The sequence below is a fragment of the Pseudomonas sp. JL27(2026) genome, from assembly GCF_056933555.1.
Genome location: NZ_CM167794.1, coordinates 1,614,850 through 1,640,303, shown reverse-complemented (window position 1 = coordinate 1,640,303; position 25,454 = coordinate 1,614,850). Strand labels below are relative to the sequence as shown.

Annotated in this window: 16 protein-coding genes and 3 pseudogenes; 10 read left to right on the top strand and 9 right to left on the bottom strand. The window is 59.2% G+C overall.

Annotated features, from left to right (window positions below; genetic code table 11):
- The first annotated feature begins 427 nt into the window (after positions 1–427).
- The 3 genes from AC1Z1G_RS07405 (at position 428) to AC1Z1G_RS07395 (ending at position 5,477) form a co-directional block, all read left to right on the top strand.
- Positions 428–1,786 carry a TolC family outer membrane protein gene (locus AC1Z1G_RS07405; RefSeq protein ID WP_483626089.1) on the top strand — a complete coding sequence of 453 codons (1,359 nt, stop codon included), beginning with the start codon at positions 428–430 and terminating at the stop codon, positions 1,784–1,786.
- Between the two features lie 18 nt (positions 1,787–1,804).
- A complete protein-coding gene (locus AC1Z1G_RS07400; RefSeq protein ID WP_483626087.1) occupies positions 1,805–3,964 on the top strand; it encodes a type I secretion system permease/ATPase in 2,160 nt (719 codons plus the stop codon).
- A 154-nt stretch (positions 3,965–4,118) separates the two neighbouring features.
- On the top strand, positions 4,119–5,477 hold the full coding sequence (locus tag AC1Z1G_RS07395; RefSeq protein WP_483626085.1) for an HlyD family type I secretion periplasmic adaptor subunit: 1,359 nt from the start codon (positions 4,119–4,121) through the stop codon (positions 5,475–5,477).
- Positions 5,478–5,632: 155 nt separating this feature from the next.
- Here the strand turns inward: AC1Z1G_RS07395 and AC1Z1G_RS07390 are convergent, their stop codons facing one another.
- Both AC1Z1G_RS07390 and AC1Z1G_RS07385 read right to left on the bottom strand, forming a co-directional pair.
- Positions 5,633–6,226: a tRNA-uridine aminocarboxypropyltransferase gene (locus tag AC1Z1G_RS07390; RefSeq protein ID WP_483626083.1), complete on the bottom strand. Its 594-nt coding sequence runs from the start codon at positions 6,224–6,226 to the stop codon at positions 5,633–5,635.
- Positions 6,227–6,230: 4 nt separating this feature from the next.
- A pseudogene (locus AC1Z1G_RS07385) lies at positions 6,231–6,841 on the bottom strand (LysR family transcriptional regulator).
- A 389-nt stretch (positions 6,842–7,230) separates the two neighbouring features.
- Between AC1Z1G_RS07385 and AC1Z1G_RS07380 the strand changes: the two are divergent.
- The 3 genes and pseudogenes from AC1Z1G_RS07380 to AC1Z1G_RS07370 form a co-directional block, all read left to right on the top strand.
- Positions 7,231–7,392: pseudogene (locus AC1Z1G_RS07380) on the top strand (arginase family protein); the annotation flags it as partial.
- Positions 7,393–7,396: 4 nt separating this feature from the next.
- Positions 7,397–8,016 (top strand): annotated as a pseudogene (locus AC1Z1G_RS07375) (sodium:solute symporter family transporter); the annotation flags it as partial.
- Between the two features lie 84 nt (positions 8,017–8,100).
- Positions 8,101–8,826, top strand: a complete 726-nt coding sequence (locus AC1Z1G_RS07370; protein WP_483626081.1) for an MBL fold metallo-hydrolase — start codon at positions 8,101–8,103, stop codon at positions 8,824–8,826.
- Between the two features lie 113 nt (positions 8,827–8,939).
- On the opposite strand, the gene AC1Z1G_RS07365 is transcribed toward AC1Z1G_RS07370, so the two are convergent.
- The 3 genes from AC1Z1G_RS07365 to AC1Z1G_RS07355 all read right to left on the bottom strand — a co-directional run bounded on the left by AC1Z1G_RS07365 (position 8,940) and on the right by AC1Z1G_RS07355 (position 11,232).
- On the bottom strand, positions 8,940–9,068 hold the full coding sequence (locus tag AC1Z1G_RS07365) for a PA1414 family protein (RefSeq protein ID WP_009042667.1): 129 nt from the start codon (positions 9,066–9,068) through the stop codon (positions 8,940–8,942).
- A gap of 195 nt (positions 9,069–9,263) precedes the next feature.
- Positions 9,264–10,193 (bottom strand): DMT family transporter, encoded by a 930-nt coding sequence (locus AC1Z1G_RS07360; protein ID WP_483626078.1) that lies wholly within the window; start codon positions 10,191–10,193, stop codon positions 9,264–9,266.
- 202 nt (positions 10,194–10,395) lie between these two features.
- Positions 10,396–11,232 carry a CvfB family protein gene (locus tag AC1Z1G_RS07355; RefSeq protein ID WP_347904667.1) on the bottom strand — a complete coding sequence of 279 codons (837 nt, stop codon included), beginning with the start codon at positions 11,230–11,232 and terminating at the stop codon, positions 10,396–10,398.
- A gap of 349 nt (positions 11,233–11,581) precedes the next feature.
- Between AC1Z1G_RS07355 and AC1Z1G_RS07350 the strand changes: the two genes are divergently transcribed.
- Together AC1Z1G_RS07350 and AC1Z1G_RS07345 are read left to right on the top strand one after the other, a co-directional pair.
- Entirely contained in the window at positions 11,582–11,770 is a 189-nt protein-coding gene (locus AC1Z1G_RS07350; protein ID WP_030131898.1) for a hypothetical protein, read from the top strand.
- A 198-nt stretch (positions 11,771–11,968) separates the two neighbouring features.
- Complete coding sequence (locus AC1Z1G_RS07345) at positions 11,969–12,838, top strand: DUF6279 family lipoprotein (RefSeq protein ID WP_483626076.1); 870 nt, start codon at positions 11,969–11,971, stop codon at positions 12,836–12,838.
- 13 nt (positions 12,839–12,851) lie between these two features.
- Here the strand turns inward: AC1Z1G_RS07345 and AC1Z1G_RS07340 are convergent, their stop codons facing one another.
- Complete coding sequence (locus AC1Z1G_RS07340) at positions 12,852–13,244, bottom strand: transcriptional regulator (RefSeq protein WP_483626074.1); 393 nt, start codon at positions 13,242–13,244, stop codon at positions 12,852–12,854.
- Between the two features lie 179 nt (positions 13,245–13,423).
- Here AC1Z1G_RS07340 and AC1Z1G_RS07335 point away from each other — a divergent pair, with 179 nt between their 5' ends.
- Positions 13,424–14,161 carry a DUF899 domain-containing protein gene (locus AC1Z1G_RS07335; RefSeq protein ID WP_483626072.1) on the top strand — a complete coding sequence of 246 codons (738 nt, stop codon included), beginning with the start codon at positions 13,424–13,426 and terminating at the stop codon, positions 14,159–14,161.
- 75 nt (positions 14,162–14,236) lie between these two features.
- Here the strand turns inward: AC1Z1G_RS07335 and AC1Z1G_RS07330 are convergent, their stop codons facing one another.
- Positions 14,237–15,943, bottom strand: coding sequence for a ShlB/FhaC/HecB family hemolysin secretion/activation protein (locus AC1Z1G_RS07330; RefSeq protein ID WP_483626070.1), 1,707 nt, complete (start codon positions 15,941–15,943; stop codon positions 14,237–14,239).
- A gap of 236 nt (positions 15,944–16,179) precedes the next feature.
- Between AC1Z1G_RS07330 and AC1Z1G_RS07325 the strand changes: the two genes are divergently transcribed.
- Positions 16,180–16,749 carry a nucleotidyltransferase family protein gene (locus AC1Z1G_RS07325; RefSeq protein ID WP_483626068.1) on the top strand — a complete coding sequence of 190 codons (570 nt, stop codon included), beginning with the start codon at positions 16,180–16,182 and terminating at the stop codon, positions 16,747–16,749.
- A gap of 438 nt (positions 16,750–17,187) precedes the next feature.
- On the opposite strand, the gene AC1Z1G_RS07320 is transcribed toward AC1Z1G_RS07325, so the two are convergent.
- Both AC1Z1G_RS07320 and AC1Z1G_RS07315 read right to left on the bottom strand, forming a co-directional pair.
- Positions 17,188–17,643, bottom strand: a complete 456-nt coding sequence (locus AC1Z1G_RS07320; RefSeq protein WP_483626066.1) for a hypothetical protein — start codon at positions 17,641–17,643, stop codon at positions 17,188–17,190.
- Positions 17,640–25,418, bottom strand: coding sequence for a DUF637 domain-containing protein (locus AC1Z1G_RS07315; RefSeq protein WP_483626065.1), 7,779 nt, complete (start codon positions 25,416–25,418; stop codon positions 17,640–17,642). Before AC1Z1G_RS07315 ends, AC1Z1G_RS07320 begins: the two co-directional genes overlap by 4 nt.
- Between the last annotated feature and the right edge of the window lie 36 nt (positions 25,419–25,454).

The following is a 25,454-nucleotide window of genomic DNA, read 5'->3' as shown; positions in this document are numbered from 1 at the left end:
CTGACTGTGTATGCCGTGGCAAACCGAATGAAATCAATTCATTCGGGCCCGGACAGCCCGCCTGCGAAAGCAGCGTCACGGTGTTGACTTCAGGCCAAGTGACAAAAAAATGTCGCACTGAAAACCGTGTCGCCTCCATCCCCACCAGCACTTCAACGCCCCGAGTTGCAAAATTGATGGACTGTGCCCAAGCCCCTGAAAAGCGCCCTAGTGCTTATAAAATCGAGACTTGCGGTTTGAACAATGTGCTGGTTTTTTCAGGGCGCATAAGTTTTTTTCGGCATAAGCCTTATGAGAAATCCTTCTTAGCTTCTCCCTAGGATGTTCTTAGCTCTAGTTGTTACAAACCTGAAACGGTTTGACCTATAAATAGCGTCAATTTATTGGCGACACTGAAGCACCATTATGGAATCAGGGAGATGCACCCATGCGCGTTTTTACCCCTCTTTGCAGCGCGATTTTGCTCGCCATGGCCTGCACTCAACAGGCCCAAGCCATGTCGCTGACGGAGGCGATCCAAAGCACCCTGGATAACCACCCGGAGTTGCGCGCAAGCCAGAACAATCGCCTGTCCGCCGATGAGGACGTGAAAGTGGCCAAGGGTGGTTTCTATCCGACCCTTGATTTGAATGCTGGCTACGGCCGTGGCTACAGCGACAACACCACCACCCGCGCGCGGGGCAATCACCACACGGAAACCCAGTGGTACACCCAGTCGGAGCTGCGCTTGCGGCAAATGCTCTTCGATGGTTTCAACACGGCCAACGAGGTCGGGCGTACCAAATCGGTTTCCAACTCGCGGGCCTATTACACCCGCGGTACCGCTGAAAGCCTGGCCCTGCGCACCATCGAGGTCTACCTTGAAGTGCTCAAGCGCCGTGAACTGGTGACCCTGGCCACCAACAACCTGCAAGCGCACTTGCGGGTCAACGATCAGATCGGCCTGCGCACCCAGCGTGGCGTGGGCAGCAATGCCGATCTCGATCAATCCAAGGCTCGCCGGGCACTGGCCGAAAACAACCTCGACACCGCTCAGGTCGATCTGGCCGATGCCGAGGCGAATTTCTTCAGCGCCGTAGGCCGCATGCCCGACGAACTGGAAACCCTGCCGTCGATCAAGGGTGAAGTGCCGCCCAGCCTGCCAGACGCCCGCCAGAGCATGCTGGAAAACAACCCGTATCTGAAATCCGCCCAGGCGGACGTGAACGCGGCCGAGAGCCAGTACGAAGTCGCCAAGTCGCCGTTCTACCCACGCTTCGACGCCGAAGCCGCGGTGGGCGCCAACGACAACGTGCAGGGCGACCTGGGCCACGACAACGAATGGCGCGTGGGCGTGATCATGAACTACAACCTGTTCAAGGGCGGCAGCGACAAGGCGCGCCTGCAATCGGACGCGCACAAAATCAACCAGGCGATGGACATCCGCAACAACGCCCTGCGCATGCTCAACGAGAACATCACCCTGGCCTGGAACGCGATGGTCAACGCCAAGAAACAAACCCCGACCGCCCGCGAGTACGCCGAAACCACCACCCGGGTACGCGCCGCTTACCAGGACCAGTTCGGCCTGGGCCAACGGACCCTGCTCGACCTGCTGGACAGCGAAAACGAGCTGTACAACGCCAACCGCCGCTACACCGAAGTGCGCTATACCGAAGAATTTTCCATGTACCGCGTACTGGCCAACATGGGTGAATTGCTGAACAAGGAAAAAGTCGTCGTGCCGGCCGAAGCCATCGCCCAGACCGAGGTGAAAAGCGAAGCCCGCTTGCCAGATATGAGATAGGCCACTGGAGCGATCAATTTGACCAGCATGGAACCCGGCAATACAGGCGCCGACCCGCGCCTGAGCTTCGATGATCCGCTGTTGGATGGTTTGTTGATCCTCTGCAAGCTACACGGCTGTACCGTCAGCCGCGCCAGCCTGAGCGCCGGGTTACCGCTGGCACAACAACGCCTGAGCCTGGACCTGCTGCCTCGTGCAGCAGCCCGGGCCAGCCTGCAGGCGCGCGTGCTGCGCCGGGAGCTGACGTCGATCTCGGCGCTCAACCTGCCCGTGATGCTGATCCTCAAGCATGGCCGCTGCGCGGTCTTGCGCCGTTGGGGCGACGACGGCAAGGCGCTGATCCTGCCGAGCGAAGCCGAGGGCGGCGAGCAATGGGTGAGTCGCGAAGAACTGGCCGAGGAATACAGCGGCCAGGCCTTGTTCGCCCGGCCACGGCATGAACTTGAAGACTTGCGTTCACCGCTGGTGCCGCGTGTCGAGGCGTGGTTTCGCGACACCCTGAAACTCTCGCGCTGGCTCTACAGCGACGCGATCCTGGCGAGTTTCCTGATCAACCTGCTGGGGCTGATGGTCCCGCTGTTCGTGATGCAGACCTACGACCGGGTGGTGCCGAACCAGGCCACTTCGACCTTGTGGGTGCTGTCCATCGGGCTGCTGATCGGCACCGGTTTCGAGCTGGTGCTGCGGGTGGTCCGCGCACACTTGCTGGACACTGCCGGGAAGAAAACCGATGTGATCCTCTCTGCCACACTGTTCGAGCGCATCACCGGCATGGCAATGAAAGCCCGCCCCACCACCATCGGTGGTTTCGCCCAGAGCATTCACGACTTCCAGGGGCTGCGCGAGTTTCTCACCGCCGTGACCCTGACCAGCCTGATCGACCTGCCGTTCGCCGCGCTGATGCTGGTGGTGATCGGTTTGCTGGGGGGCTGGCTGGTGGTGATCCCGCTGCTGGCGTTCCCGATCACCATTGTCTTCGCGATGATGATCCAGATCCGCCTGCGCGACACCGTGCAAAAAAGCCTGAGCCTGGGCGCCGAACGCCAGGCCCTGCTGATCGAAACCCTCGGCGGCCTGGAAACCCTCAAGGCCTGTAGCGCCGAAAGCGAGCGCCAGCACAAATGGGAAAGCACCCACGGCGCCCTCACCCGCCTCGACAGCCATGCGCGTAACCTCTCGGCGCTGGCCACCAACGGCACCTTGTTCATCCAGCAGCTCTGCGGCATGGCGACCATCGTCGCCGGGGTCTACAGCATCATCGCCGGTAACCTCAGCGTCGGCGCGCTGGTGGCAACCTACATGCTCGGCAGCCGTGTGCTCGCACCCTTGGGGCAAATCGCCGGGCTGATCACGCGCTACCAGCAAGCCCAACTGACCATGCGCAGCACCGATGCCCTGATGTCCCTGCCGCAGGAGCGCGATGCCAGGCAGCGACCGCTGGAGCACACCCAATTGCAGGGCGCACTGGACGTCAGCGGCGTGACCTTCCACTACGCCGGGCAAAACGCCCCGGCCCTGGCCAACGTCAGTTTCAGCATGAAACCCGGCGAGCGGGTCGGCATCATCGGTCGCAGCGGTTCGGGCAAAAGCACCCTGGCCCGGCTGCTCATGGGGTTTTATGCTCCAGAAGAAGGCCAGTTGCTGCTCGATGGCCTGGACCTGCGGCAACTGGACGTCGCCGACCTGCGCCAACAGATCGGCTACGTGGCCCATGACCTGCCGCTGCTGGCCGGCAGCCTGCGCGACAACCTGACCCTCGGTGCCCGCTACATCAGCGACTCGCGCATGCTTGAAGTCGCCGAACTGACGGGCGTTACTGAACTGGCCCGCCAGCACCCCCACGGCTTCGACCGGCCAGTGGGCGAACGCGGTCAGTTACTGTCCGGCGGCCAGCGTCAGGCGGTGCTGCTGGCCCGCGCCCTGTTGCTCGACCCGCCGATCATGCTGCTGGACGAACCCACCAGTGCCATGGACAACAGCAGCGAAGACGTCCTGCGCCAGAAACTGCACGACTGGGTTCAGGGCAAGACCTTGCTGCTGGTGACCCATCGCACCTCGATGCTCAGCCTGGTGGACCGGTTGGTGGTGCTGGACAACGGGCGGATCGTCGCCGACGGGCCGAAAGAAGCGGTCATCGATGCACTGCGCAAGGGCCGTGTCGGCTCTGCGGCCGTTTAGATGCATACACATACCCTGTGGCGAGGGAGCTTGCTCCCGCTTGGGGCGTAGCGCCCACAAAATCTTTGGGACTGCTTCGCAGTCCAGCGGGAGCAAGCTCCCTCGCCACAAGGTTGTGTTGGCTTGGTTTCTCTTGATTGAGAGGTATCGCCGCATGTCAGCTTCATCCACGAAAGAGCGCGGCTACTTCGGCAGTTTTCGCAAAAGTGCCGAAAGCGAATTCATGCCCGAAACGGCCGGCGCGTCCTTGCAGGATTCGCCGCGCGGGTCGCGGATCACCGTGTGGCTCGCGGCCGGGCTGATTATCAGCGCCCTGCTCTGGGCCAGGTTCGCGGTGTTGCAGGAAGTCACCATGGGCGAAGGCAAGGCCATTCCGTCCAGCAAGGTACAGGTGATCCAGAACCTTGAGGGCGGGATCGTCACCGAGATTTTCGTGCGTGAAGGGCAAATGGTGAACAAGGGCGACACCCTGCTGCGCCTGGATGACACGCGTTTTCTGTCGAACAAGGGGGAAAGCGAGGCGGACCGATACGCCTTGACCGCCCAGGTCGAACGCCTGTCCGCCGAGGCGGAAGGGCGACCGTTCAAGCTCTCCGACGAAGTGATCGCCAAAGCACCGCAAGTGGCCGAAGACGAGCGCTCACTGTACGAACAACGCCAGCGTCGACTGGCCAGCGAGCAACGCACGCTCACCGAGCAACTTCGGCAGAAAACCCAGGAACTGGCGGAGTTTCGCTCCAAACAGGGCCAATACAGTTCAAGCCTGGCGTTGCTGAATCAGGAAATGAACATGTCGGCGCCGCTGGTGGGCACCGGGGCCGTGTCGCCGGTGGAAATCCTGCGACTCAAACGCAGCGCGGTGGAAATTCGCGGCTCGCTGGACGCCACCACCCTGGCCATTCCACGGGCGGAATCGGCGATCAACGAGATCAAAAGCAAGATTGATGAATCGGTGCAAGGCTTTCGCTCGGACGCCGCCAAGGAGCTCAACGAGAAGCGCACCGACCTGTCGAAGATCACCGCGTCCAGCATTGCCATCGACGATCGGGTCACCCGCACCACGGTGGTGTCGCCGGTACACGGCATTATCAAAGTGCTGAAGGTCAACACCATCGGCGGCGTGGTCCAGCCGGGCAGCGACATGGTGGAAATCGTACCGCTGGAAGACAACCTGCTGATCGAAGCCAAGGTTCGACCGCAAGACGTGGCGTTCCTGCATCCGGGCCAGAAAGCCATGGTCAAGTTCAGCGCCTACGACTACACGATCTACGGCGGCCTGAGCGCCAAACTTGAGCTGATCGGCGCCGACACCATCACTGATGACAAGGGCAACAGCTTCTACCTGATCCAGGTGCGTACCGACAAAAACCATTTGGGCGGCGACGTGAAACCGCTGCTGATCATCCCGGGAATGGTCGCCACGGTGGACATCATCACCGGCGAGAAAAGCGTGCTGGATTACCTGCTAAAACCCGTGCTCAAGGCCCGGACCGAGGCGATGCGCGAGCGGTAGTCTCTGTTTGAGGTTCTCAGTGAATGGTCTACCGCTTTCGCGAGCAAGCCCGCTCCCACACTGGACTTTCCGTGAACATAAAATTTGTGAACATCGCCGATCACATGTGGGAGCAGGCTTGCTCGCGAAGGCAGCGACCCGATTCCCCTGCAAAGTTACGCACCGTGATTCTTCTGGTACGTCTCCTCCCCCATCGCCGCAATCTGCCCCTCGATCAGCGCCTCGAACGGCCGCAATAACGGCTCGAACGAGGTCGGCGCTTCAAGGGTTTGCAACGCCTGCACAATCGCCTCCACCGTCGACAACGCTCCTGGCCCCGGCGCCTTGCGCAAGCGATAACGCGACACCGCGCCTTCGGCCAGCGTCACGCGGGGCAACGCCGCCAGCAACGGGTTGAGGTGCAGCATTTTTTTCGCCTTGCGCCAGGTACCGTCCGGCACCACCAGCAACAGCGGCTCGTCCGACGCGGTGTACGCTTGCAACAGCTGCGCATCGTCCGCCGGGAATAACAGGCGCGCCTGATACCCCGGCGAGTTCAGCAACGTCGGCAAATCCTCGAACACTTCCCCCACGATCAACCGGGCATTGTTCAACCCCAGCGCCGCCAGCCGCGCGGTGTTCAGCGCATGGTTCACTTCGCTCGGGTGCTGCAACAGCAACACGCGGGTGCGGCTGTCGAGGCTCGGGATCAGCGCACACAGGCAATGGGTTTGTGGGCGCAGGCAGCGCGGGCATTGGATTCTGGACATGGTCTTAAGCCTGATTGAGCTGTGCTTTGAGCAAATCACGGAAGGTCTGGATCAGCGGTTCACGGCTGCGGCCACGGCGCACGATCATCGAGAACGGCGCCTGATAGCCGAACGTCGCCGGCAGCAATACGCGCAGATCGCCCTTGTCGGCCCAGGCCTGGGCGTAATGCTCGGGCAGGTAACCGATGTAAGCACCGGACAGCACCAGAATCAGCTGGGCCTCCATACTCTCCGCCGTCGCCGCGCTGTGCTTGAAACCATGGCGGGCGAGTTCGGCCTGGCTCCAGTAACCGCGACCGACCATGCGCTGCTGGGTGATGACTTGCTCGGGGATCCGCCGCTCACTGAACAACGGATGACGGTTGCTGCAATACAACCAGTGCTGCTCGCGGTACAGCGGCATGTACACCAGGCCGCTCATGCGCGTGGAAAACGCCCCGATGGCCAGGTCGAGGCGGTTGTCCTGCACGCCCAGTTGCAGCTCGTACGGGCTCATGTAGGTGCTGATGGCCGACGTCGAAAGTTGAGTTCGTGCTGCGCGTTGGCGCCCCCCCGATGGCGCACCACGCTGACGAAGATGCGCAACAGTTTCAGGTCAGGTAAAGCGTTGGCCATGGGGCCCCTCCGTGTGTAGCTTTTGTGGCGAGGGAGCTTGCTCCCGCTGGGCTGCAAAGCGGCCCAAAAACCATTTACCTTGCTGTATCAGACAGACCGCATCAGCAGGTTTTACGACTGCTGCGCAGCCGAGCGGGAGCAAGCTCCATCGCCACAGGGGGTCTGTGCATGCCGGCAAGTCTATCCTCGCCAAATCCATTAGTTCAGAAAAATCTGAACTAATGGATTTGGCCATAGCGATTCTTCCCGCCGACGACATTTCGCAGAATCGGCCCCAACGGTGCCCGTGCATTCCCGATGCCTGCGCAACCGACATAACTAAAACAATGATGAGGCCTTACCCGTGGACAAGATTCTGCACCAACCACTGGGCGGCATCGCCACCATGTTACACGGCGGAAGACTTCAACTGGAGCCGCAAACAGGGGTTCCGTGTGGCTCAGGCAGAAGAGTGCTGGCACAAATCGCAGGCGTCGCTGATGGCGCAAGTGCGCGAGAAAGTCGGCGGCGGCCCGGTGTACCTGAGCTTTGACATCGACGGCATTGACCCTGTACATGGCCGCCACCGTGCTGGGCGGTGCCTCCACTGTCGGTACCGTACGCTTGGGTTACGTCCACGGGATTTCCGGGTTCTGGCTCTGCGCGGCGCTGGGGTTTGGCATCATTGCGCTGAACCTGTTCCTCGCCAAACCGCTGCTGAAACTGAAAATCTTCACCGTCACCCAGGTTCTGGAAAAGCGCTACAACCCCATGGCCCGCCAGGCCAGCGCAGTGATCATGCTGGCCTATGCGCTGATGATCGGCGTGACTTCGACCCTGGCCATCGGCACCGTGCTGCAAGTGCTGTTCGGCCTGCCATTCTGGATCTCGGTGCTGCTGGGGGGGGTGGCGTGGCAGTGGTCAACGACGTGATCAGCGCCCTGACGCTGGCCTACAACCTGTTGGTAGGCGGCATGCTGATTCCGTTGATTGGCGCGATTTACTGGAAGCGGGCGACCACCTCCGGGGCGATCATCAGCATGGCGCTGGGCTTTATCACGGCGCTGGTGTTCATGTTCAAGGACGGCCTGGACGCCAACACGCCGATCTACTACAGCCTCGGTGTCGGCCTGGTGAGCTTTGTGCTGGTCAGCCTGCTGTCACGTCGCCCGGCAACGGTGGCGAGCGCGATCTAAGCTCAACGCAACGGCTTGATTTTTTCTTCGACGGGTACGGCGTCGGTTGCCGTACCCGTTTTTTTTCGTCTGGAGAAAACCTGCATGAAGATCGTCAGCCGCGATCAGTGGTTCGAGGTCAAACAGCTGAGTGACGGCATCCGATTGATTCATGAGCCGTACATCCGCCCCTTCTACCGCTGCAACCTGTGGCACATTCAGGGCCGCGACAAGGATTTGCTGCTGGACAGCGGTTCCGGGCTGGTCAGCCTGCGCGAGCAGTTGCCGTGGCTCACCGAACGCCCGTTGCTGGCGGTGGCCAGTCATTGCCATTTTGATCACATTGCCGGGCATCACGAGTTCCCCGAGCGGCTGGTGCATCCGGCCGAAGCGCAGATCCTCGCCGAACCTGATGGCGACAACACCTTGTCCGCAGCCTTTGTCGGCGACGAGATGTTCGAGGCCCACCCGGACTGCCTGCTGTGCTACGCCGAATATCGGGTCAGGGCCGCACCGGCCACCGGCCTGATCGAGGACGGCGACGTGCTGGACCTCGGTAACCGCGTCTTGCAGGTGCTGCACACTCCCGGCCATTCACCGGGCGGCATCAGTCTGTTTGAAGCAGCCACCGGGACATTGTTCAGCGGCGACATCATCTACGACGGGCCGTTGGTCGAAGACGCCTACCACTCCAACCTCGAGGATTACGCCAGCAGCCTGCAACGCTTGCGCACGCTACCGATCCGCACGGTGCATGGCGGGCATTTCGGAAGTTTTTCGGGGGTGTACCTGAGGACGATGATTGAGGCGTGGATGGCTCGGCATCCATGACGCACGCGCTGGCGGAGCGAATACGTCGGCAAAAGACAGGTTCACAGCAGGGCTGCGGGAATGGACCAGCGGCGTTGTACCTGGCCGTACATGTGAACGGCCAGGGTCATCGCTTAGCGGCGGCGTTGCTGCCGGCGGCGCTGCTCGTCGTCAGTGCGAATCGGCACAGGTTGCAGAGGCGGTTCGATCAAACCAAGCGCGACACCGAGGTCATGAAGCCAGTTTTGGAGTTTCTCTTTCATGGTGCCCCCTTCAGGGTAATGCTGAGCGACCGGGTTCTGTAGACGCTTCATACAGATAGTAGTCCGAAGTCCTACTCAATGCTCGCTTGAGTTAGCAATGATCTGTTACCGAATCAAACCAAATCCACCCGGCCATTCACATCGACTCCTGGCTCTGCCGCGCCACCACCGGGTGCACCGCCTGTTGCAGCTCGATCAACGCTCCAGGATGTTACGCAGACGACGGCGCAGCCACTGCTGCGCGCTGACAAACGTGATCCCCAGCAACACCAGCACTGCGCCGACGATGAAGTTGATCGTCAGCGTTTCATTGAGCAGCAACACCCCAAACGTGACGCCGAACAGCGGCGTCATGAAGGAAAATACGGCCAGGTTTGCCGCCAGGTAACGACGCAACAGCCAGAACCAGATCAGGTAACTGCAGAACGACACCACCAGGCCCTGAAACAGCACGCTGGCCACCGCGACCGGCGTCAGGCTGACATGGGTGACTTGCCCACTCAGCGCGGCGATCAGTAGCAGCCCGACGAAGCCGACGATCAGTTGGTAAAATAGAGTCAGGGTCACCGGCGCTTCAGACAGGCGCGAGGCACGCACCACCACCGTGGTCGCCCCCCACGCCGCGCCGGCCAGCACCCCGAAAGCATCGCCCAGCAACATGCGGCGGTCCAGGTTGTCCCACGACACGCCTCCGGCGAATGCCGTCGCGATCCCGATAAACGCCAGGACAATCCCCAACCATTGCAGCGGTCGCAAACGCTCGCTCGGCAACAGCCAGTGCACCCCCAGCGCGGTGAAGATCGGCGCGGTGTAGAGAAACACCGACATATGCGCCGCCGTGGTCAGTTGCAGCCCCTCGGCGATAAACAGGAACTCGATGGCGAACAGGCCGCCGGCCAGCAAACCGCCACGCCACGTGTGGCCGACCTGGCTCCAGCCGCCCTTCCAGCAGATCAGCAAGCCAACCAACAACGCCGAAATACCCGAGCGCCCCGCCGCTTGCATGACCGGCGCGATGTCCGCCGCCGCCCACTTGATCATCACCTGCTGCACGCCCCAGACCAGACACAGGCCGAGCATCACCTGCAGGGCAAAACCATCGGCACTGCGCCGCGTGGCACTCACGGCGACACCTCATTTATCGGTAAACACATGGCAGTTTCTCGACAACCTGAAAAAGCCCCGGACGAGGCGCAAAAGTGTTGGCGATTATTCATCAAACGGCCGACTGCGTCAGCGCCAGCCAAAGACCGTCTGGCAGTAAAGCGCGAGCCATGTCAGGCAGCACGCGTTTTTTCATGCCGGCCGGTCCTTGGGGGAAGTGAAGTCAGCTCAGTTCAATGCGGTCGGCGTGAATGACGATCTGACCGTTCTTGTAGAGCGCCCCGATGGCCTTCTTGAAGTTGCCCTTGCTGACGCCGAACATACTGCTGATCAGCGCCGGATCGCTCTTGTCGCTGATCGGCAGGGTGCCGTTGTTATCGCGCAACTTGGCGAGGATCTTCGAGTTCAGGCTGGAGGACGCCTCTTCACCCACGGGTTGCAGGCTCAGGCTGATCTTGCCATCGGCACGCACTTCCTTGATGAAGCCTTTCTCTTCCTTGCCGGCGCGCATGAACTTGAAGATTTCGTTCTTGTGGATCAGGCCCCAGTGCTTGTTGTTGATGATCGCCTTGAAGCCCATGTCGGTCGCTTCGGCCACCAGCAAATCCACTTCCTGGCCAGGCTTGTAGTTGGCCGGGGTCTTGTCCAGGTAGCGGTCCAGACGTGCGGTCGCGGTAATACGGCGGGTGTGCTTGTCGAGGTAGACGTGCACCACGCAATATTCACCGGCGGTCATCTGGCGTTTTTCTTCGGAATACGGCAACAACAGGTCCTTTGGCAGACCCCAATCGAGGAACACACCGATGCTGTTGACTTCAACCACTTTAAGGCTGGCGAATTCACCGACCTGAACTTTTGGTTTTTCGGTAGTTGCGATGAGTTTGTCATCGCTGTCCAAATAAACAAAAACGTTCAGCCAGTCTTCATCTTCACTGGGAATATCTTTTGGAATATATCGGTTAGGCAGCAGAATTTCGCCGTCTGCGCCTCCGTCCAGATACAAACCAAAGTTAGTGTGTTTAACCACTTGCAAACTGTTGTAACGCCCGACTAAAGCCATTTCCAATACCCTCATTGCGTGGGCGGCATTCTACCCGTTTTTGCTGACGCCGTTGGCTCGCCAGCCAGGTGGTGCGGGAAAATCCGCTGCGAAGCACATTTTTCGTGGATTTTGACCCCGCAGCGCCCCGCTCGTCAGACCAATCCGGGCATTTGCCCTGAGATCATTCGCCCATCCGGGAAACTATTGATGCTCAGGTTCTTATTTAAAACAGCGGGTTACACGGTTATTTCAAACAATAATCCAGAATTAACCAGCCCCCGCACCGATAATTTCAGGGGGATATTTACCAAGCAATTGTCAAGTATTTCCTGTACGATGCCTGGCCAAGTTAATTTTCTACAGGTTAATGGCCGCCATGCGTGTAAAAGCATCCAACAGCAAAGCAAAGCCAGCTCCAGCCGTTGAAACCAGCGAATCGATCAACGACCAGATTGCTGCTTTCCTCAAGTCCGGCGGCGAGATCCAGCAAATTGCCAAAGGCGTCAGCGGCCAGACATTCGGCCCGTCCAAGCAAATCACGCTGGGCAAAAAGTAACACCCTCTCGCGTCACCCTGGTCCCTAAGCGTTTCGTGCCTCGAAACGCTAGGACTGGAACCCTCCCGCAACACCCTCGCTACACACTGCCGTCACGTTCGACAAAAGCCCCCTATCCTTTAAGACCGAGATCGACTGAACCGTCAGGATCTTCCTGCGTTCAGATTCAGGACCTACGCCTTCGAAAGGACTTTGTCCATGTCGCGCCGGTTGAAACGCCTCGTTTTCCTCGCCACGCTCAGCCTCACGCTGTGCGCGTGTAACCGCGTCGGCCTGGCCTACCGCAACCTCGACGTCATCATTCCATGGTCGCTCAGTGACTACCTGGACATGACCCGCGAGCAAAAAGGCTGGTTCAACGACCGCCTCAAGGAACACCTCCGTTGGCACTGCACCACTCAACTTCCCGGTTACCTCGCCTGGCTGGACCGCTTGCAGCACATGGTCGAAACCAACCAGATCAACGACGATGCCCTGCAATTGCGCACCCAGGAAGCCAAACAGGCAATTGCCCAGACCGCCCGGCAGATCACGCCGTCCACCGTCGAGTTGCTGCAAGGGCTCAACGATCAGCAAGTCGACGAGATGAACCGGGCGTTTGCCAAAGACCTGCAAGAACGCCAGGACCAGTACGTCAAACCGCCACTCGCGCAGCAAATCGCGCAACGGGGTGAACGCATGGAAAAACGCCTGAGCGACTGGCTGGGTCCATTGTCTGCCTCCCAACGAGAACGCGTGGTGACATGGTCCAATGCCCTCGGCGGCCAGAATCAGCAATGGATCGCCAACCGCGCCCACTGGCAGGCGCAATTCAGCGCAGCCGTGGCGCAACGCCAGGCCAGCGACTTCCCGCAGCGCATCGAAACCCTGCTGGTAAACCGCGAAACCCTGTGGACACCAGCCTATCGCCAGGCTTATGCCAACACCGAAACCCAGGCCCGCAGCCTGATAGTGGACGTGATGGCCGACAGCACGCCGTCGCAGCGCCAACGGTTGCTGAAGAAAATCGACAAGGTGCGCAGTGATTTCAGCGCCTTGAAGTGCCTCAAGACGGCCCAACCCACCTGATCAATCAACCCACTCAAGCAATCTGCACAGTCGACGCCACTTCATCAAACGTCGCTTCATCCAGCGCATCCGCCTGCTCGTCCAGCACTTGCCGCGGGTGATCGTGGCCCGGAATGCTGCTGTCCAGCAGGCTCAGCAAACTGGCCCCACGAGGGGTCAGGACAAAGTTCTCGCCATTCCCGCCCTCATCCTCGGGGCGCGTGACGATGAACCCACGGTCCAGCAGGAGCTTTTCGTACTCGGTGGCCGTGACTTTCAAGTCATCGAGGTTGCCGATCGGTTCACCCTTCGCCGCCATCGCCGCCGCGTGCTGCTCGGCATAAGGGCGCGGGGTAAAGCTGTGACCGGCGCCGTTCTGCACTTCGTGCAGCAGTCGCTCAATCAAATCCCAGTTGTAAGTAGCCATCCTGATTCAACCTCCACACAGAGTGAGATGCCTTCATAGGGTGTGACAGGGGCTGTGGGCAGGCGTTCAGCAAAGTTCGCGGGAGGCGCCATGACCGACCAGCGGCGTGTAGATTCAGCGCCCGGCCAAACGACTAGGCTGTGTAGACATTCATGGCAACCATCGCAGGAGGGAACATCATGAACAGCGTCGAACAGCACCCGGTCGTGTCCCGAGAAGAATGGCTCGCGGCCCGCCAGCAGCATTTGCTCCACGAAAAAGCCTTCACCCGGGAACGGGACACACTCAGCGCCGAACGCCGTGCATTGCCCTGGGTAAAAGTCGACAAGCCCTACCGCTTCCAGGGTCAGAATGGCGGGTTGTCGCTGGCCGACCTGTTTGGCGGCAACAGCCAACTGATCGTCTATCACTTCATGTTTGGGGAAGGCTGGGACGAAGGCTGCCCTGGCTGCTCATTCCTGTCCGACCACATCGACGGTGCCAACCAGCATCTGGCCCATCACGACATCGCGCTGGTGGCGGTTTCCCACGCACCTTTCGAACAATTCCAGGCCTTCAAGCGGCGCATGGGCTGGCAGTTTGAATGGGTGTCATCGGCCGGGGGTGACTTCAACCACGACTTCGGCGTGCTGGCCACAGCGGCTGAAGTCGCCGCCGGCACCGCCACCTACAACTACGAAAAAACCGACGGTGCTGAAGAAGAACTCCCCGGCCTCAGCGTGTTTTATCGCAACCCCGCCGGCGAAATATTCCACACCTACTCCACGTACGCCCGAGGCCTGGACCTGCTGGTCGGCGCCTATAACTACCTGGACCTGACGCCCAAGGGCCGCAACGAAGAACAGATCATGGAATGGGTGCGGCACCACGACCGCTACGACGCCCAACCGACCGAAAAACACTGCGGCTGTGAATGATCGAAAGCCCTTTAACGCAAAAGGCCAGCCCTCGATAAATCATCGAGGGCTGGCCTTTTTTTGTTCGCAACCTGGCTAGATCAGCAGATCCAGACGGAAGTAGATAGGTGTTTCGCGCTCGGGCAGCGCATCCGGGCGCTCCAGAGAATGGGCAAACGTCACACTGGCGGTCACGTGTTCGCCACGGGCAAACAGTTCCAGCGAGTTGCTGGAGACGCGCCCATGCTGATCATCGTTGTAGCGGTTGTTGCGAATCACACCCTGGTCATACCCCAGGCTGGTGCCATATTCAGCGAATACCGGCCGCAACCATTCCAGGGTCACCGGACGGCTCCAGCGCAGGTCGTTGCGCCAATAACCACCGCTGTCACCCGACAGCGATTGATCCTTGTAACCTCGAATCGACGACTGCCCGCCAAGGCTCATGCGCTGCGGGCTGAACAACACGTCCTCGCTGCGCTGGCCGGTCATAAGGCTGCTGAAACTCAAGGACTCACCCCACAGCTTGAACGGCTGCAAGTAGCTCAGGGTGGCCGTGTATTTGCGGTAACGCGCGTCGGATTGGCCCGGTTTTGGATGACCGTTGCCCTGAGCATCGAACGCGCCGATGCCGTTCTGCGTGCCAAGGTCAATGTTGACGAACGCCCCGCCGATGCGCCGCCCGTGGTTAAAGCCGAACTGCGATTCGCTCAACCGGTTGCTGCTCAGGTCGAGCTTGCTGTCTTCGACAAAGTTGTTGGTGCGCAGGTACGTCAGGCCGGTGCTCAACGACGTCTTGCTGACGGCGTCGCGGTGGATAACCCGCTCGGCGCGCAGCGAATGGATTTCGCTGTCGCCGGTCAGCTTGAAGTTATAGCCGTTGGACGGCGTCTGGGAGCGGTATTCACTCTGGTTGTAGCTGTAACTGAAGTTCCACCAGCCCCACGGCACGTTGTAGGCGAGCATCGCGTTGTTGGAAGTGTGCTGGTGATCGGTCATCGCATCGTGACCGCCGCGCAACGACAACTGATCCGCCAGCCCCAACGGGCTGTCCCAGTCCAGCGTGGTGCCCCACTGCTGCTCGCCGGTGCTGCGCTGGCCATCGTTGTTGCGCGACAGGCTGGCGCGCCAAGGCTTTTTCGGAGTGTTCTTGACCAACACTTCGCTGCCGCCCACGTTCTTGCCCGGCGACAACTCCATCTGCGCCTGATTGGACGGCAAGCGGTTCAACTGGTCCACAAGCTGCTCGATTTCCCGCAGGTTGACCAACTCACCGGTCTTGCCGGGAAACGCCATGGACAACTCCCGGTCAGAGAGCTTGCTGCCCTCGACGCCCTTGAGGCCTTCAAGCTTGCCCTCGACCACCATTACACTCAAATGCCCCGAGGACAGGTCCTGCTGTGGCAAGTACGCACGGCTGGTGACCAGGCCTTTTTCGAGGTAGTAATCGGTGATGACCTTGAGCAAATCATTGAGCTGGGTCACGCCCAGGCACTGGCCGATGTAAGGCTTGATCAGCCGCTCGCGCTCACCGACCGACAAGCTGTCGGCGCCCTTGAGTTCGATGTCCGTGATTGGAAAACAACGCGTGTCGGCAGGCCCTGCGGGCGCCGTGGGCACCGTTTGCTTGCCGGGCAATTCCTTGAGTTCTTCGAGCCGTCGACGCTGCTCTTCGAGCAAGCGATCCTGACGGTCACGAATCAGATCCTGCTCGCCGGGCGTCGGTGCGGCGTAGGCCTGCAAGGCAAGCAACAGACAGGGTAAAGCGACACACAGCCTCTTCCCGAGGGTGAGTAAATACATGTTCGATCCCTCGAGACGACAAGTGATATCAATATAGTGGCGCGATGGTATGTTGCCGTCATATTGGCGTCAATAAGCTGTTTGGACGCCGGGGAATGGAAGGCTCTGGGGCGGGGTTTACGGCGAGTTGCCCCTGACGTCTATAAGGCAAAAACAACCGTATGAAACGATGCACAGGCCTCAATCGTCCTCCATCAGGCCTGTTGCCTTAAGCACCCGGGCTCTTAGAATGAGGGATGAACGAGATTGCACGCATCCAGGCCCTTCTCTTGAATGACCCGGTGAGGTGGCCACTTCTGGGAGTGGTCCGCTCCTTGAACCTACCCGATTGCTGGGTCGGTGCCGGGTTTGTCAGGAACGCCGTGTGGGACCACCTGCATGGCCGCGCGGCGTCGCCACTGACGGGCGACGTCGATGTCCTGTGGTTTGACCCCGCCCGAGCCACCCCCGACGAAGACCACCGACTCGAAGCCATCCTGCACACCTTGCACCCAACCGTTGAATGGTCGGTAAAAAACCAGGCCAGGATGCACACCCGCAACGGCAACGCCCCCTACCGCTCGGCCACCGACGCCATGCGCCACTGGCCCGAAACCGCCACCGCCGTGGCGGTCAGGCGCACCGCCCAAGACACCTGTGAAGTCAGCGCACCGCTAGGCCTTGAAGACCTGTTCGGCCTGACCCTCAGACCAACCCCACGCTTCGAAGTGGAAAAGCGCGATATCTATGAGTCTCGCATCGCCTCCAAACACTGGCTCACCACCTGGCCGTTGTTGAGGTACGAGAAGGGAAGTGGCTGTACTTGATACAAAAAGCGGTAAAGCGAAATCTGCCCAATTCATTGAGCGCTACTGACTGGAGATCCTGTAATTACCCACCCTCACCCGTTGTGCCCTGGACCATGTAAAACACCGGCACCTGGGCTTTTTCACCGCTGACCACGGCGTCTTTGAGCCAGACGATGTCATGGGTCAGGGCCGCTACCTGCTGGGAGGTGAGGGGTCACGCCGACCGAGAGGTTGCATGCACTACCTGCCCCCTTCACTAGCCTGCAAACAGATAGATCCGCCCTCATCACAATCAAATAAATAGATTTTCGTACAGCAGCGGAAACTGTCATTTAATAACGCACTACCAAAAAACCGAACACACCTCCACCATTCAATAATATTCGGCCAACTGGACACTAATGAGCGCCTACGAATGGATACCCCCTCTTCCCAAACAAATCGCCACATACACACTCAAATATCCGAAAGTAAAGATTTTTTTATATATTCCTCCAGCCCACCAAAATCCTCATAGGCAGCCCTACTAAATTCCGGGTCATACTCAGCCAAATACTGAGACACTGACATATCAACCTTACATGCCTTATAACAAATTTCGAACATTCGAGCAGGACCAATAGTCCAATTAATACCTGGAAGACCATCACGCTTACGTCCGACCAGCACCCATTCGACCTTTCCTTTATATTCCGATACAACCTTGGCCAATGCACACATTGACACCTCTCCCTCAGAGACGAATCTGAATGAGACAAATGGTGGATAAGATGTTCTATTTTCACGAGAATATGACATCCCATCCCATACTTTAGGATAACGCTGCTGATACTTCCTCCATTCAATGACTCCTAACTTGCCCAGTACATTTAAGAGCCCACCCTCTGTATCAGTTATTTTTGCAGCACTCATCGCAAACCTCCTGTCTTATCAGAAATACTAACCCCTTCAGGATTGATCCCCTTAATATGCTGCTCCCAATCACCCTTGGGTATTGGGCTCGATGACAGCCGTGGGTCGTACACATATCTCCCGTCAGTATAAACCTGATGATAATACTGTCCCGACTCTTCAGCTCCATTTTCGAACACCGTCAACGCTCCAGGGCGTGACGGTTTAACCTCAATGATTTTTCCTTTCCCACCCGCAGCATCAAGCAATTTATCGGCGATTTCCGAGCAGTCGGTGCTATTACACCGCATCATATTTTTTATTCTCTCGCTCCCCATGGCATCAACAACACTTTTACTCGGTGGAAACTCTGGATTTATCAACCTAAATGGACGACTCATCCCTGGCGCAACAAAGTCTCTACCTGACTTTGCCAACTCAGAAATCAGTGCATCTGCTTCCTTAAGCTTACCTTCCTTCAGTAGCCCTTTAACGGCTAAAAATACATCAGGAACAGCTTTACCGAACGGTAGCACTCCAATTGAGGCAACGATATAGTCTAAGTTTGACTTGGCTTCAACATAACCTTTGCCCGCTCCGACAAAGGGCAGGTAGTCCGCAATCGTAGATAACAGCTCTCCCCCAAGACTCGAAGATAACTCACTGTTCACATAATCATTGAGGATTCGTATGCTGCGCAGCTCAGACTCGATGGTGTACCTAGCCAAATCAGGATCTTTCATCACCTGAAGGGAAAGCTCTCTCACGTCTGAAGTACTTTGGTGACGAAGAAGATCAAACTCTGCCGTTCTCGCTGCAATACGAGCGGCAATACAGTTGTCGCTAGTAGAGGCTCCCTTACACGCAGTCCATAGCGCCTTATCTCGACTCAAATCCAACTGATTAAGCTGATCTCGACGTCCACAGGCTTGCTGATCACCTTCATTACAGCTTTTTTCCGCCTCAATACGCTCTTTGTTTTCAGTGTGATTTAGGTAATTGTACTTAGTCGCGTTCTGTGCAACCTGAGCCCCCTGCTCCAAATCCCCACCAACCGCAGCGGCAGCCGCCACCCCGGTTAACTGCGAAAGCATCAGGTGAAGGTCACGGTTGCCATCAGCAAAATCAGCCAGCTTCGTAACAAGTGCCTCATTCAAGCCAGCCGCTGCCGCGCCGGTCTTGAAGTCGCCGCCCGTTGCCTTGGCAAGCAAGCCTCCCATCAGGGCATGCGCCAGAATCTTCTGCATGCTGCCGTCTGGGAACTTGATCGTATCGCCAACCCAGTTAAACCCGGTGGCCATGGCCATATTGCCAGCCTCACCGAGTAAGGCCGAACCGAAATTGCTGCTGAAGCTGCCGCCACGGATAGCCGTGGATACACCACTGGTGATCAGTGCACGTCCACTGACTCGAAGCGCCGCATCACCCGCCGTGCTCCACTTGAAAATCTCTTTTGAGGCACTGGTATTCGCCAGCGTTGGTCCGGTTACGGGCTGGGCGGCATTGGTGGCCGCACCTGCCTTCTCGGCACCACCAAACCAGTTGGTATCAGCGTATTCCAGAGCACCCGCAGTGACACCCGCGATGGCGGCGCTTTTGAGGCTGTCGGTGCTGACTGTTTCTTTGAATGCGGCGCCCAGATTTCCTTTGTTGCTAATCGTGCTGGTGACCGCCGTAGTCGCCAGGCTGATCGCAATTGCACCGGGTGCCGTGGCTCCAACCAAAGCCAAACCAGCCGGCCCCATGATGAAAGCCATCAGGATCGCGATGATAATTTTGGCCCCCGCCCCGAGTCCCGAGCTCTCGTACTTGAAGCTCTCGTGGATCTCCTTGACCTGCCGCCAATCCACATCCCCGCGTTTCTCGGCTTCTTTTAGCCAAGCCAGTTGTGGGTCGGCCTGGACCATGGCGTCGATGGTCTCGCTGACGGTTTTCTTGTCGATGTGTTTGATGTCGATGTTCAAGCCTTCGACGGCTTTGATCGTCAGTTTGCCTTTTGCAATCAGGCTGCTCTGACGCAGTGTTTCGTCAGTACGACCGCGCCCTTCAGCGGTGTACCAACCGAGATCGCCGTCACTCTTGATATGGCTCTCATCATGCAGATCCTTCACCCCTTCAAAGGTGATCGCGCCACCGCTGTCCAGCGTCAGGTCCTTGCCGCTTTCCAGTTTCGCCACCTGGTACTTCTGGTTTCCACCGCTGGCCAGCAGCAGGTCGCCGCCGGTTTTGATTTCGGTGCCGACGTTGGTGACTTGGGTGACTTCGTCGCGTTGGGTTTTCTTGGCGCCCCAGCTGCCTTTTTTCTTCATGTCGTACAACGAATAGTCGTTGTCTTGCGCGGCGAGCAGTTCCAGTTGTTCGCCCGCGACCAGGTAGGCGTCCTGGCCGGCGTCCAGTTTGCTGGCGACCAGCGTGAGGTTTTCGCCCGCCGCGATGTTCAGGCCGTTGCCGGCGCGCAGCACGGAGGCCTGTTGTTCGACATGGTCGGTCTGGCGTTTGGCGACGTGGCCTTTTTCGTAGAAGTGGTTTTCGTTGGCTGCCGCCGTGATGAGCACGTTGGCGCCTGCGGACAGGTCCATGCCCAGGCCCGCGCTCAGGTCGCTGGCGGCCACCAGCAGGTTGCGGGCCGTGTCGATGCGCAGGTCGCGGCCGGCCGTGAGTTGCGAGCTGAGCTGTTCGATGGACGAGCTGCGGTGGTCGCGGCCGTCGGTCATGCTGTTCAGGGATTCAACTGCGCCGATGTTCACGTCACGACCGGCGTTGATGGTCAGGTCCGCACGGCTGCTCATCACGCCGCCCAGGCTGTTGAAGTCGCGCCCAGCCTGAATGTTCAGGTTGTTCGCGGACTCGATGCGCGCGGCGTTGTCGACAAAGCTGTCGGTCCAGGTCCACTTGCCGTTCTTACCGTCGACATGGGTGACATTGCGCTGGTTGACGACGTCGCCCATCACGGCCGACAGGTTCACGTCGGCGGCGTTGATGATCCCGCCATTGCGGTTGACGATGTCGTTGCCGGCCAGCACGTCGAGGCGGTTACCGGCTTCCATCAGCCCGGTGTTGACCACGTCGTTCACCGCGTTGACGGTGAGGTTTCGGGTGGCGCGCAGGGTGCCCGAGTTGTTCAGGTCCTTGCCGGCAATGATCGAGACGTCCTGCCCCAGGATCAGTGCCCCGGTCGGGCCCAAGCGGTTGTTGGCCTGGGCCATGTAGAACACCGGCACCAGGACTTTTTCGCCGCTGACCACGGCTTCTTCGAGCCAGACGATGTCATGGGTCAGGGCCGCGACCTGCTGGGAGGTGAGGTTTACGCCGACCGAGAGGTTGAGTTCTTTTTTGCTGGCGATGGCGTTGTCCATCAGGTGCCGCAGCATGTCCTCGTTGTTGGTCATGCCGTCGAGGAACCGCTGGCCCGTGCGGGCGACCACCGCTTGTTGCACCAAGCGCTGTTCGAAGAAACCGTCGCCCAGGCGTTTGACGGCTTTGTCCGGGTCGTAACCGAGGTTGGACAGCAGGTAGTCCGAGCCCATGAATTGCTTGAGGTCGGTGATGACCGGGTTGGTTTCGATCAGGTAGTTATGGGATTTGACCGGCACGTGGGTGTCGGGCAAACCGGTGACGCGGGCGATGCTCTGATCGTGCGGCGGGTCAATCGAAACCAGCGGGGTCACGCCCACGGCGGGCTGGCCGGAGGTGTCGGCAGCGCGAGTGTGGGTGGGCAACACCGGGCCGGTCGAGGGCAGATCGGCCGGCGCGATCGGGGTGAGCACCGACGGGGCGGCGTCGATGCCGGCAGCCGTACGCGTGGTCGGGGTCAATTGCCGATCACTGGCCGCTACGGTTGCGGCCTTATCGATCTCGATAGGCCGCGTCAGCGTAGCGGGCAGGTCCTGCTGGCGCTGGATCGGGCCCAGCGTCGCGCCGCCGAGGGTCCAGTTTTGCGGGGCCGTGGTGGTCGCCGTTGCGGTGCCTGTGTTGGCGGTTTTTTCACTGAGACGGAACAGGCCGTTCTGGCCTTGCGGGATGACGAAGCCTGGCAGTGTCAGGGGGTCGACGCGCTGGTGGGCCAGGTCGGGGGGAAGCTGGCTGTTGAGCACAAAAATAAACGGTGTGGTTGCGCGTTTGACGCCTGTTGCATCAACTTTGCTATCGCTGGTAACGATAGGTGCATTGATTTTTTTGACGTTATTATTCAACTGGGTCCTTGCAGTAATTTTAATACTGCCGCCGGACTGTATTACAGCATTATTGGATACCGTATCAGAACTATCCTGTTTCGATTCAAACACACCATACCCGGTCACAGCAGTGGGCACTGGTAGATTTTTGGCAGGGTCATAGTAGGGGTTCAGCGCTGAACTCCTGCCACTTAACACTTGATAGAAATAACTACCATCAGACTGACGATACTGCGAGACATACTTCGAGTTGTATTTATTGTATTCATTAACCGCCCCCCCTGGAGCGATCAAACCAAGATAGATATGACCTGGTTCTACATCGTCAGGGTTCTTGTAGCGGCTAAAATAGTGGACTGTACCGAGATTAACACCCTCATTCTTGACCGTATCAGCCTTAATGCTGATATTTTTAGCTGCTGACACAGCACTGTATTCATTCAGGAAGTTCACACCCTGGGCATCGAAATTACCTCCGGACGTAAGGTACGCAGCGGCAGAGTCATCAACTACTTTTCGCTCATATATTTCATCAACGTGATACCAAACATTCCACGCCCCATCACAATGCGAACAGCTATGAGTGATATAACTTTCAATGTGTTCCTGCTTGAACGTCAGCACATCCTTGCGATTGGTAATCGAAGTCGCCAACAAGCGCATATCCCCAGCACTCTCAATCGTGCCAGAGATATTCTCGACTACATCCGCCCTCGCACCTGCCGCATTTTTCGCAACGGTAAAACCACCCGAACTGTAAATATCGCCAAAGCGGTTAGTCAGTCGGTTGGCGCGTACCTGCATATCGGCGCCGCTGAAGATCAGGCCATTCTGATTGAGCAGTTCAGGGGTGTTGAGCGTGAGTTTTTGGCTGCTGCCAAGGGTACCGAAGTTGCTCAGCGAGGCACTGTCGATCTGTAGATCGTTATCTGAAGTGATGCGGCCGTAGTTGATGATCGGGCCGCTGATGTTGAGGCTGCTCGGGCCACCGCCCGCAATAGCAGCGTCTTTGGTGAGGTTCAGGCTCGCGGCGCTGAAGGTCAGCTTGTCGACGCTGTTGACCCGACCGTTGCCACTGTAGGCACCGCTGAGGGTGAGGTGCAGGTCACCGTCGCTGGCGAGTAAACCGTCGTTGGTCCAGTTCACGCCACGGCCTTCGAACAAGGTCGAGCCCAGCAGTTGCCCGGTGGCGGTTTGAACAAAGTTGTCGACGTTGACGTACAGTCGACCGGCCTGGATGACGCTGGTGTTGGTCCAACTGTCGGCGTTCAGGGTCAGGCCGCCACGGGTGACGATGCGGCCACCGGCACCGGTGACGTTGGCCATCGACACCCCGAAGTTGCCGTCACCCAAATGCAGCAGTTGCCCCTCGTTGTTTTCGAAACTGCCAGCCGCCAGGACCAGGTCGCTGTTGGTGGTTTCCAACACCCCATTGCGGTTATCAAACACCCCACCAATCTCAAACTCGGTTTTGCCGGTCTTGCCCAGTGCACGCAGTTTGCCGTCCTGGTTATCGACGCTCGCCGCGTTGACCGCCAAGGTGCCGTCGCTTTCGATCAGGCCATTGCGGTTGATGAGGGCGCCGCTCAGGCCCAGTTCGATGCGGTTGCCGCCGACCTGGCCGTTGCTGTTGTCGAACGTGCCCGCGGTAACCTTGGTCAGGTCCGTGGCGTAGAGGCTGCCGTTGCGGTTGTCGACGTCAGCGCTGTTGATGACGCTGTCGCCGGCCTGCGCCGAGAGTCGCCCGCCTGCGTTGTCCAGACGGGTCAGGGCTTGCAGGTTCAGGCGCTGGGCTTGAATGAGGCCGCCCTGGCGGGTGTTGGTTTCATAGCCGTTGCGCAACACGCCGACGGTGCGCGCCTCAAGGGCACCCTTGAGGCTGGTGAGCACCCCGCCGCGGTTGTCGATGTTGGCGGCTTTGACGCTGACGTCGCCGGCTTGAGCGATCACCTTGCCGAGCTGGTTGTTGAAGTCGCCGCTGATGTCGAGGGTCAGGCCACTTTGGCTCTGGATCGCGCCGCCGTTGTTGAGCAGGCTGGCCGCTTCGATGCTGACGTCTGCGTTTTGGCTGTGGATCAGGCCTTTGGCGCTGTTCTGCACGGTGCCCGACGCCTTGAGAATCAGGGCATCGTTTGCCGCGAGGGTGCCGCCGCTGTTGTCCAGGCTGAGGGTGCGCAGGGTCAGTGCTTTTTTACTGCCCAGTTCGCCAATGCGGTTTTTGACCTCGGTTGCGCCGCTGATCAGCAGCGGACCTTCGCTGGCAACTTTGCCTTCGCTGTTGTCGAGCGCGCCGTGCAGCGCCAGGGTCATGGCGCCATTGCCGAGCAGTTTGCCGAGGCTGTTGTCCAGGTCGCCGGCATTGAGGGTGATCGCCTGCTGGGCGTTGATCGTGGCGTTGGCGTTGGTCAGGGTGTGGGTGTTGATGACCAGCCCCGCGCCACTGCTGATCAGGCCTTCCTGGCTGTTGTTGATGCCTGTGCTCAGGTCGAGCGTTTGCCCGCCGCCGCTACTCAAGACACCTTTGTTGCTGTTGTCCAAAAACGTACCCGAGACGCTGAGGTTGCCCTGAGCGGCCAAGCCGCCGCCGAAGGTGTTGAGCAGGTTGCCGCTCAGGTCCACGCCCAGGTTGCCGTTGCGGCTGGAGAGCGAACCGCTGTAGCTGTTGTCGAGGCTGGCGCCGGTTACCGTCAGCCCTTTCAAGCCGGACATCAGCCCGCCCCGGTTGATCAACTGCGTACCGTTGAGGGTCAGTTGCTCGTTGCTGATGAGCGAGCCGCCCGTGTTGTCCAGCGCCTGGCCGGCCACGGTGAAACTTTGGGTGCTGGAGATTTCGCCGCCCTGGTTACGCAGGTCATGCAGGCGTTTGAGGGTCAGCGGACCTTTGGCGTTGAGCAGGCCGTTGCGGTTGTCGAAATCGTTGCCGGCGAGGTCCAGGGTGACGGCTTTTTCACCGAGCACGCGGCCACCGTTTTGCACCAACGACTTGAGGTCCAGATGGATGTCGCCCTTGGCCGACACTTCGCCGCGGTCGCTGGAATCCAGCCCACTGGCGGTGATGTTCAACGTGCCCAGGCTGTTGATCAGGCCTTGGGTGCTGTTGTCGACGTGAGACGCGTTCAGGGTCAGGCCGTTGCCCGCCAGCACGCGGCTGTTGTGGTTGTTCAGCAGCAACGTGTTGAGGGTGAGGTCTTGTGCAGCGCTGATCTGGCCCTGATTGAGGTTGTTCAGTTCCTGGACGACGCCCACGTCCAGGTCGCTGCGGCTGGTCAGGGTGCCGCCATCGTTGTTCAGGTTGGCGGCGTGAATGTCCAGTTTGGCGGCGCCGATCAGGCCTTTGGTGTTGGTCAGCAGCTCAGCAATGCGCAGGGTCAGGCCCTGATTGTTCAGCAGTTTACCGTTACTGTTGTCGAGGCTTTTGGCGGCCAGGGTGAAGGCCTCGGCGCTGGAGATTTCACCGCCGTCGTTGTTCACACCGTTGAGACGGGTCAGCAGCAGGCTGCCGGGTGCGTTGATCAAGCCGTTCTGGTTGTTCAACTGGCCGTGATTCAAATCCAGGCTCAGGGTGCTCAGGCTGAACAGCTTGCCGCCCTGTTGATCGAGGCCGGAAACCTTGGCGGTCAACGCGCCATCGCTGCCGATCCGTCCGCCGTCCTGATT

What these genes read in the sequence shown, in the direction of transcription:
- AC1Z1G_RS07405 (WP_483626089.1), top strand. Translation starts at nt 428, where the DNA reads ATGCGCGTTTTTACCCCTCTTTGCAGCGCGATTTTGCTCGCCATGGCC.
- AC1Z1G_RS07395 (WP_483626085.1), top strand. Translation starts at nt 4,119, where the DNA reads ATGTCAGCTTCATCCACGAAAGAGCGCGGCTACTTCGGCAGTTTTCGC.
- AC1Z1G_RS07390 (WP_483626083.1), bottom strand. Translation starts at nt 6,226, where the DNA reads ATGTCCAGAATCCAATGCCCGCGCTGCCTGCGCCCACAAACCCATTGC.
- AC1Z1G_RS07370 (WP_483626081.1), top strand. Translation starts at nt 8,101, where the DNA reads ATGAAGATCGTCAGCCGCGATCAGTGGTTCGAGGTCAAACAGCTGAGT.
- AC1Z1G_RS07365 (WP_009042667.1), bottom strand. Translation starts at nt 9,068, where the DNA reads ATGAAAGAGAAACTCCAAAACTGGCTTCATGACCTCGGTGTCGCGCTT.
- AC1Z1G_RS07355 (WP_347904667.1), bottom strand. Translation starts at nt 11,232, where the DNA reads ATGGCTTTAGTCGGGCGTTACAACAGTTTGCAAGTGGTTAAACACACT.
- AC1Z1G_RS07350 (WP_030131898.1), top strand. Translation starts at nt 11,582, where the DNA reads ATGGCCGCCATGCGTGTAAAAGCATCCAACAGCAAAGCAAAGCCAGCT.
- AC1Z1G_RS07345 (WP_483626076.1), top strand. Translation starts at nt 11,969, where the DNA reads ATGTCGCGCCGGTTGAAACGCCTCGTTTTCCTCGCCACGCTCAGCCTC.
- AC1Z1G_RS07340 (WP_483626074.1), bottom strand. Translation starts at nt 13,244, where the DNA reads ATGGCTACTTACAACTGGGATTTGATTGAGCGACTGCTGCACGAAGTG.
- AC1Z1G_RS07335 (WP_483626072.1), top strand. Translation starts at nt 13,424, where the DNA reads ATGAACAGCGTCGAACAGCACCCGGTCGTGTCCCGAGAAGAATGGCTC.
- AC1Z1G_RS07330 (WP_483626070.1), bottom strand. Translation starts at nt 15,943, where the DNA reads ATGTATTTACTCACCCTCGGGAAGAGGCTGTGTGTCGCTTTACCCTGT.
- AC1Z1G_RS07325 (WP_483626068.1), top strand. Translation starts at nt 16,180, where the DNA reads ATGAACGAGATTGCACGCATCCAGGCCCTTCTCTTGAATGACCCGGTG.
- AC1Z1G_RS07320 (WP_483626066.1), bottom strand. Translation starts at nt 17,643, where the DNA reads ATGAGTGCTGCAAAAATAACTGATACAGAGGGTGGGCTCTTAAATGTA.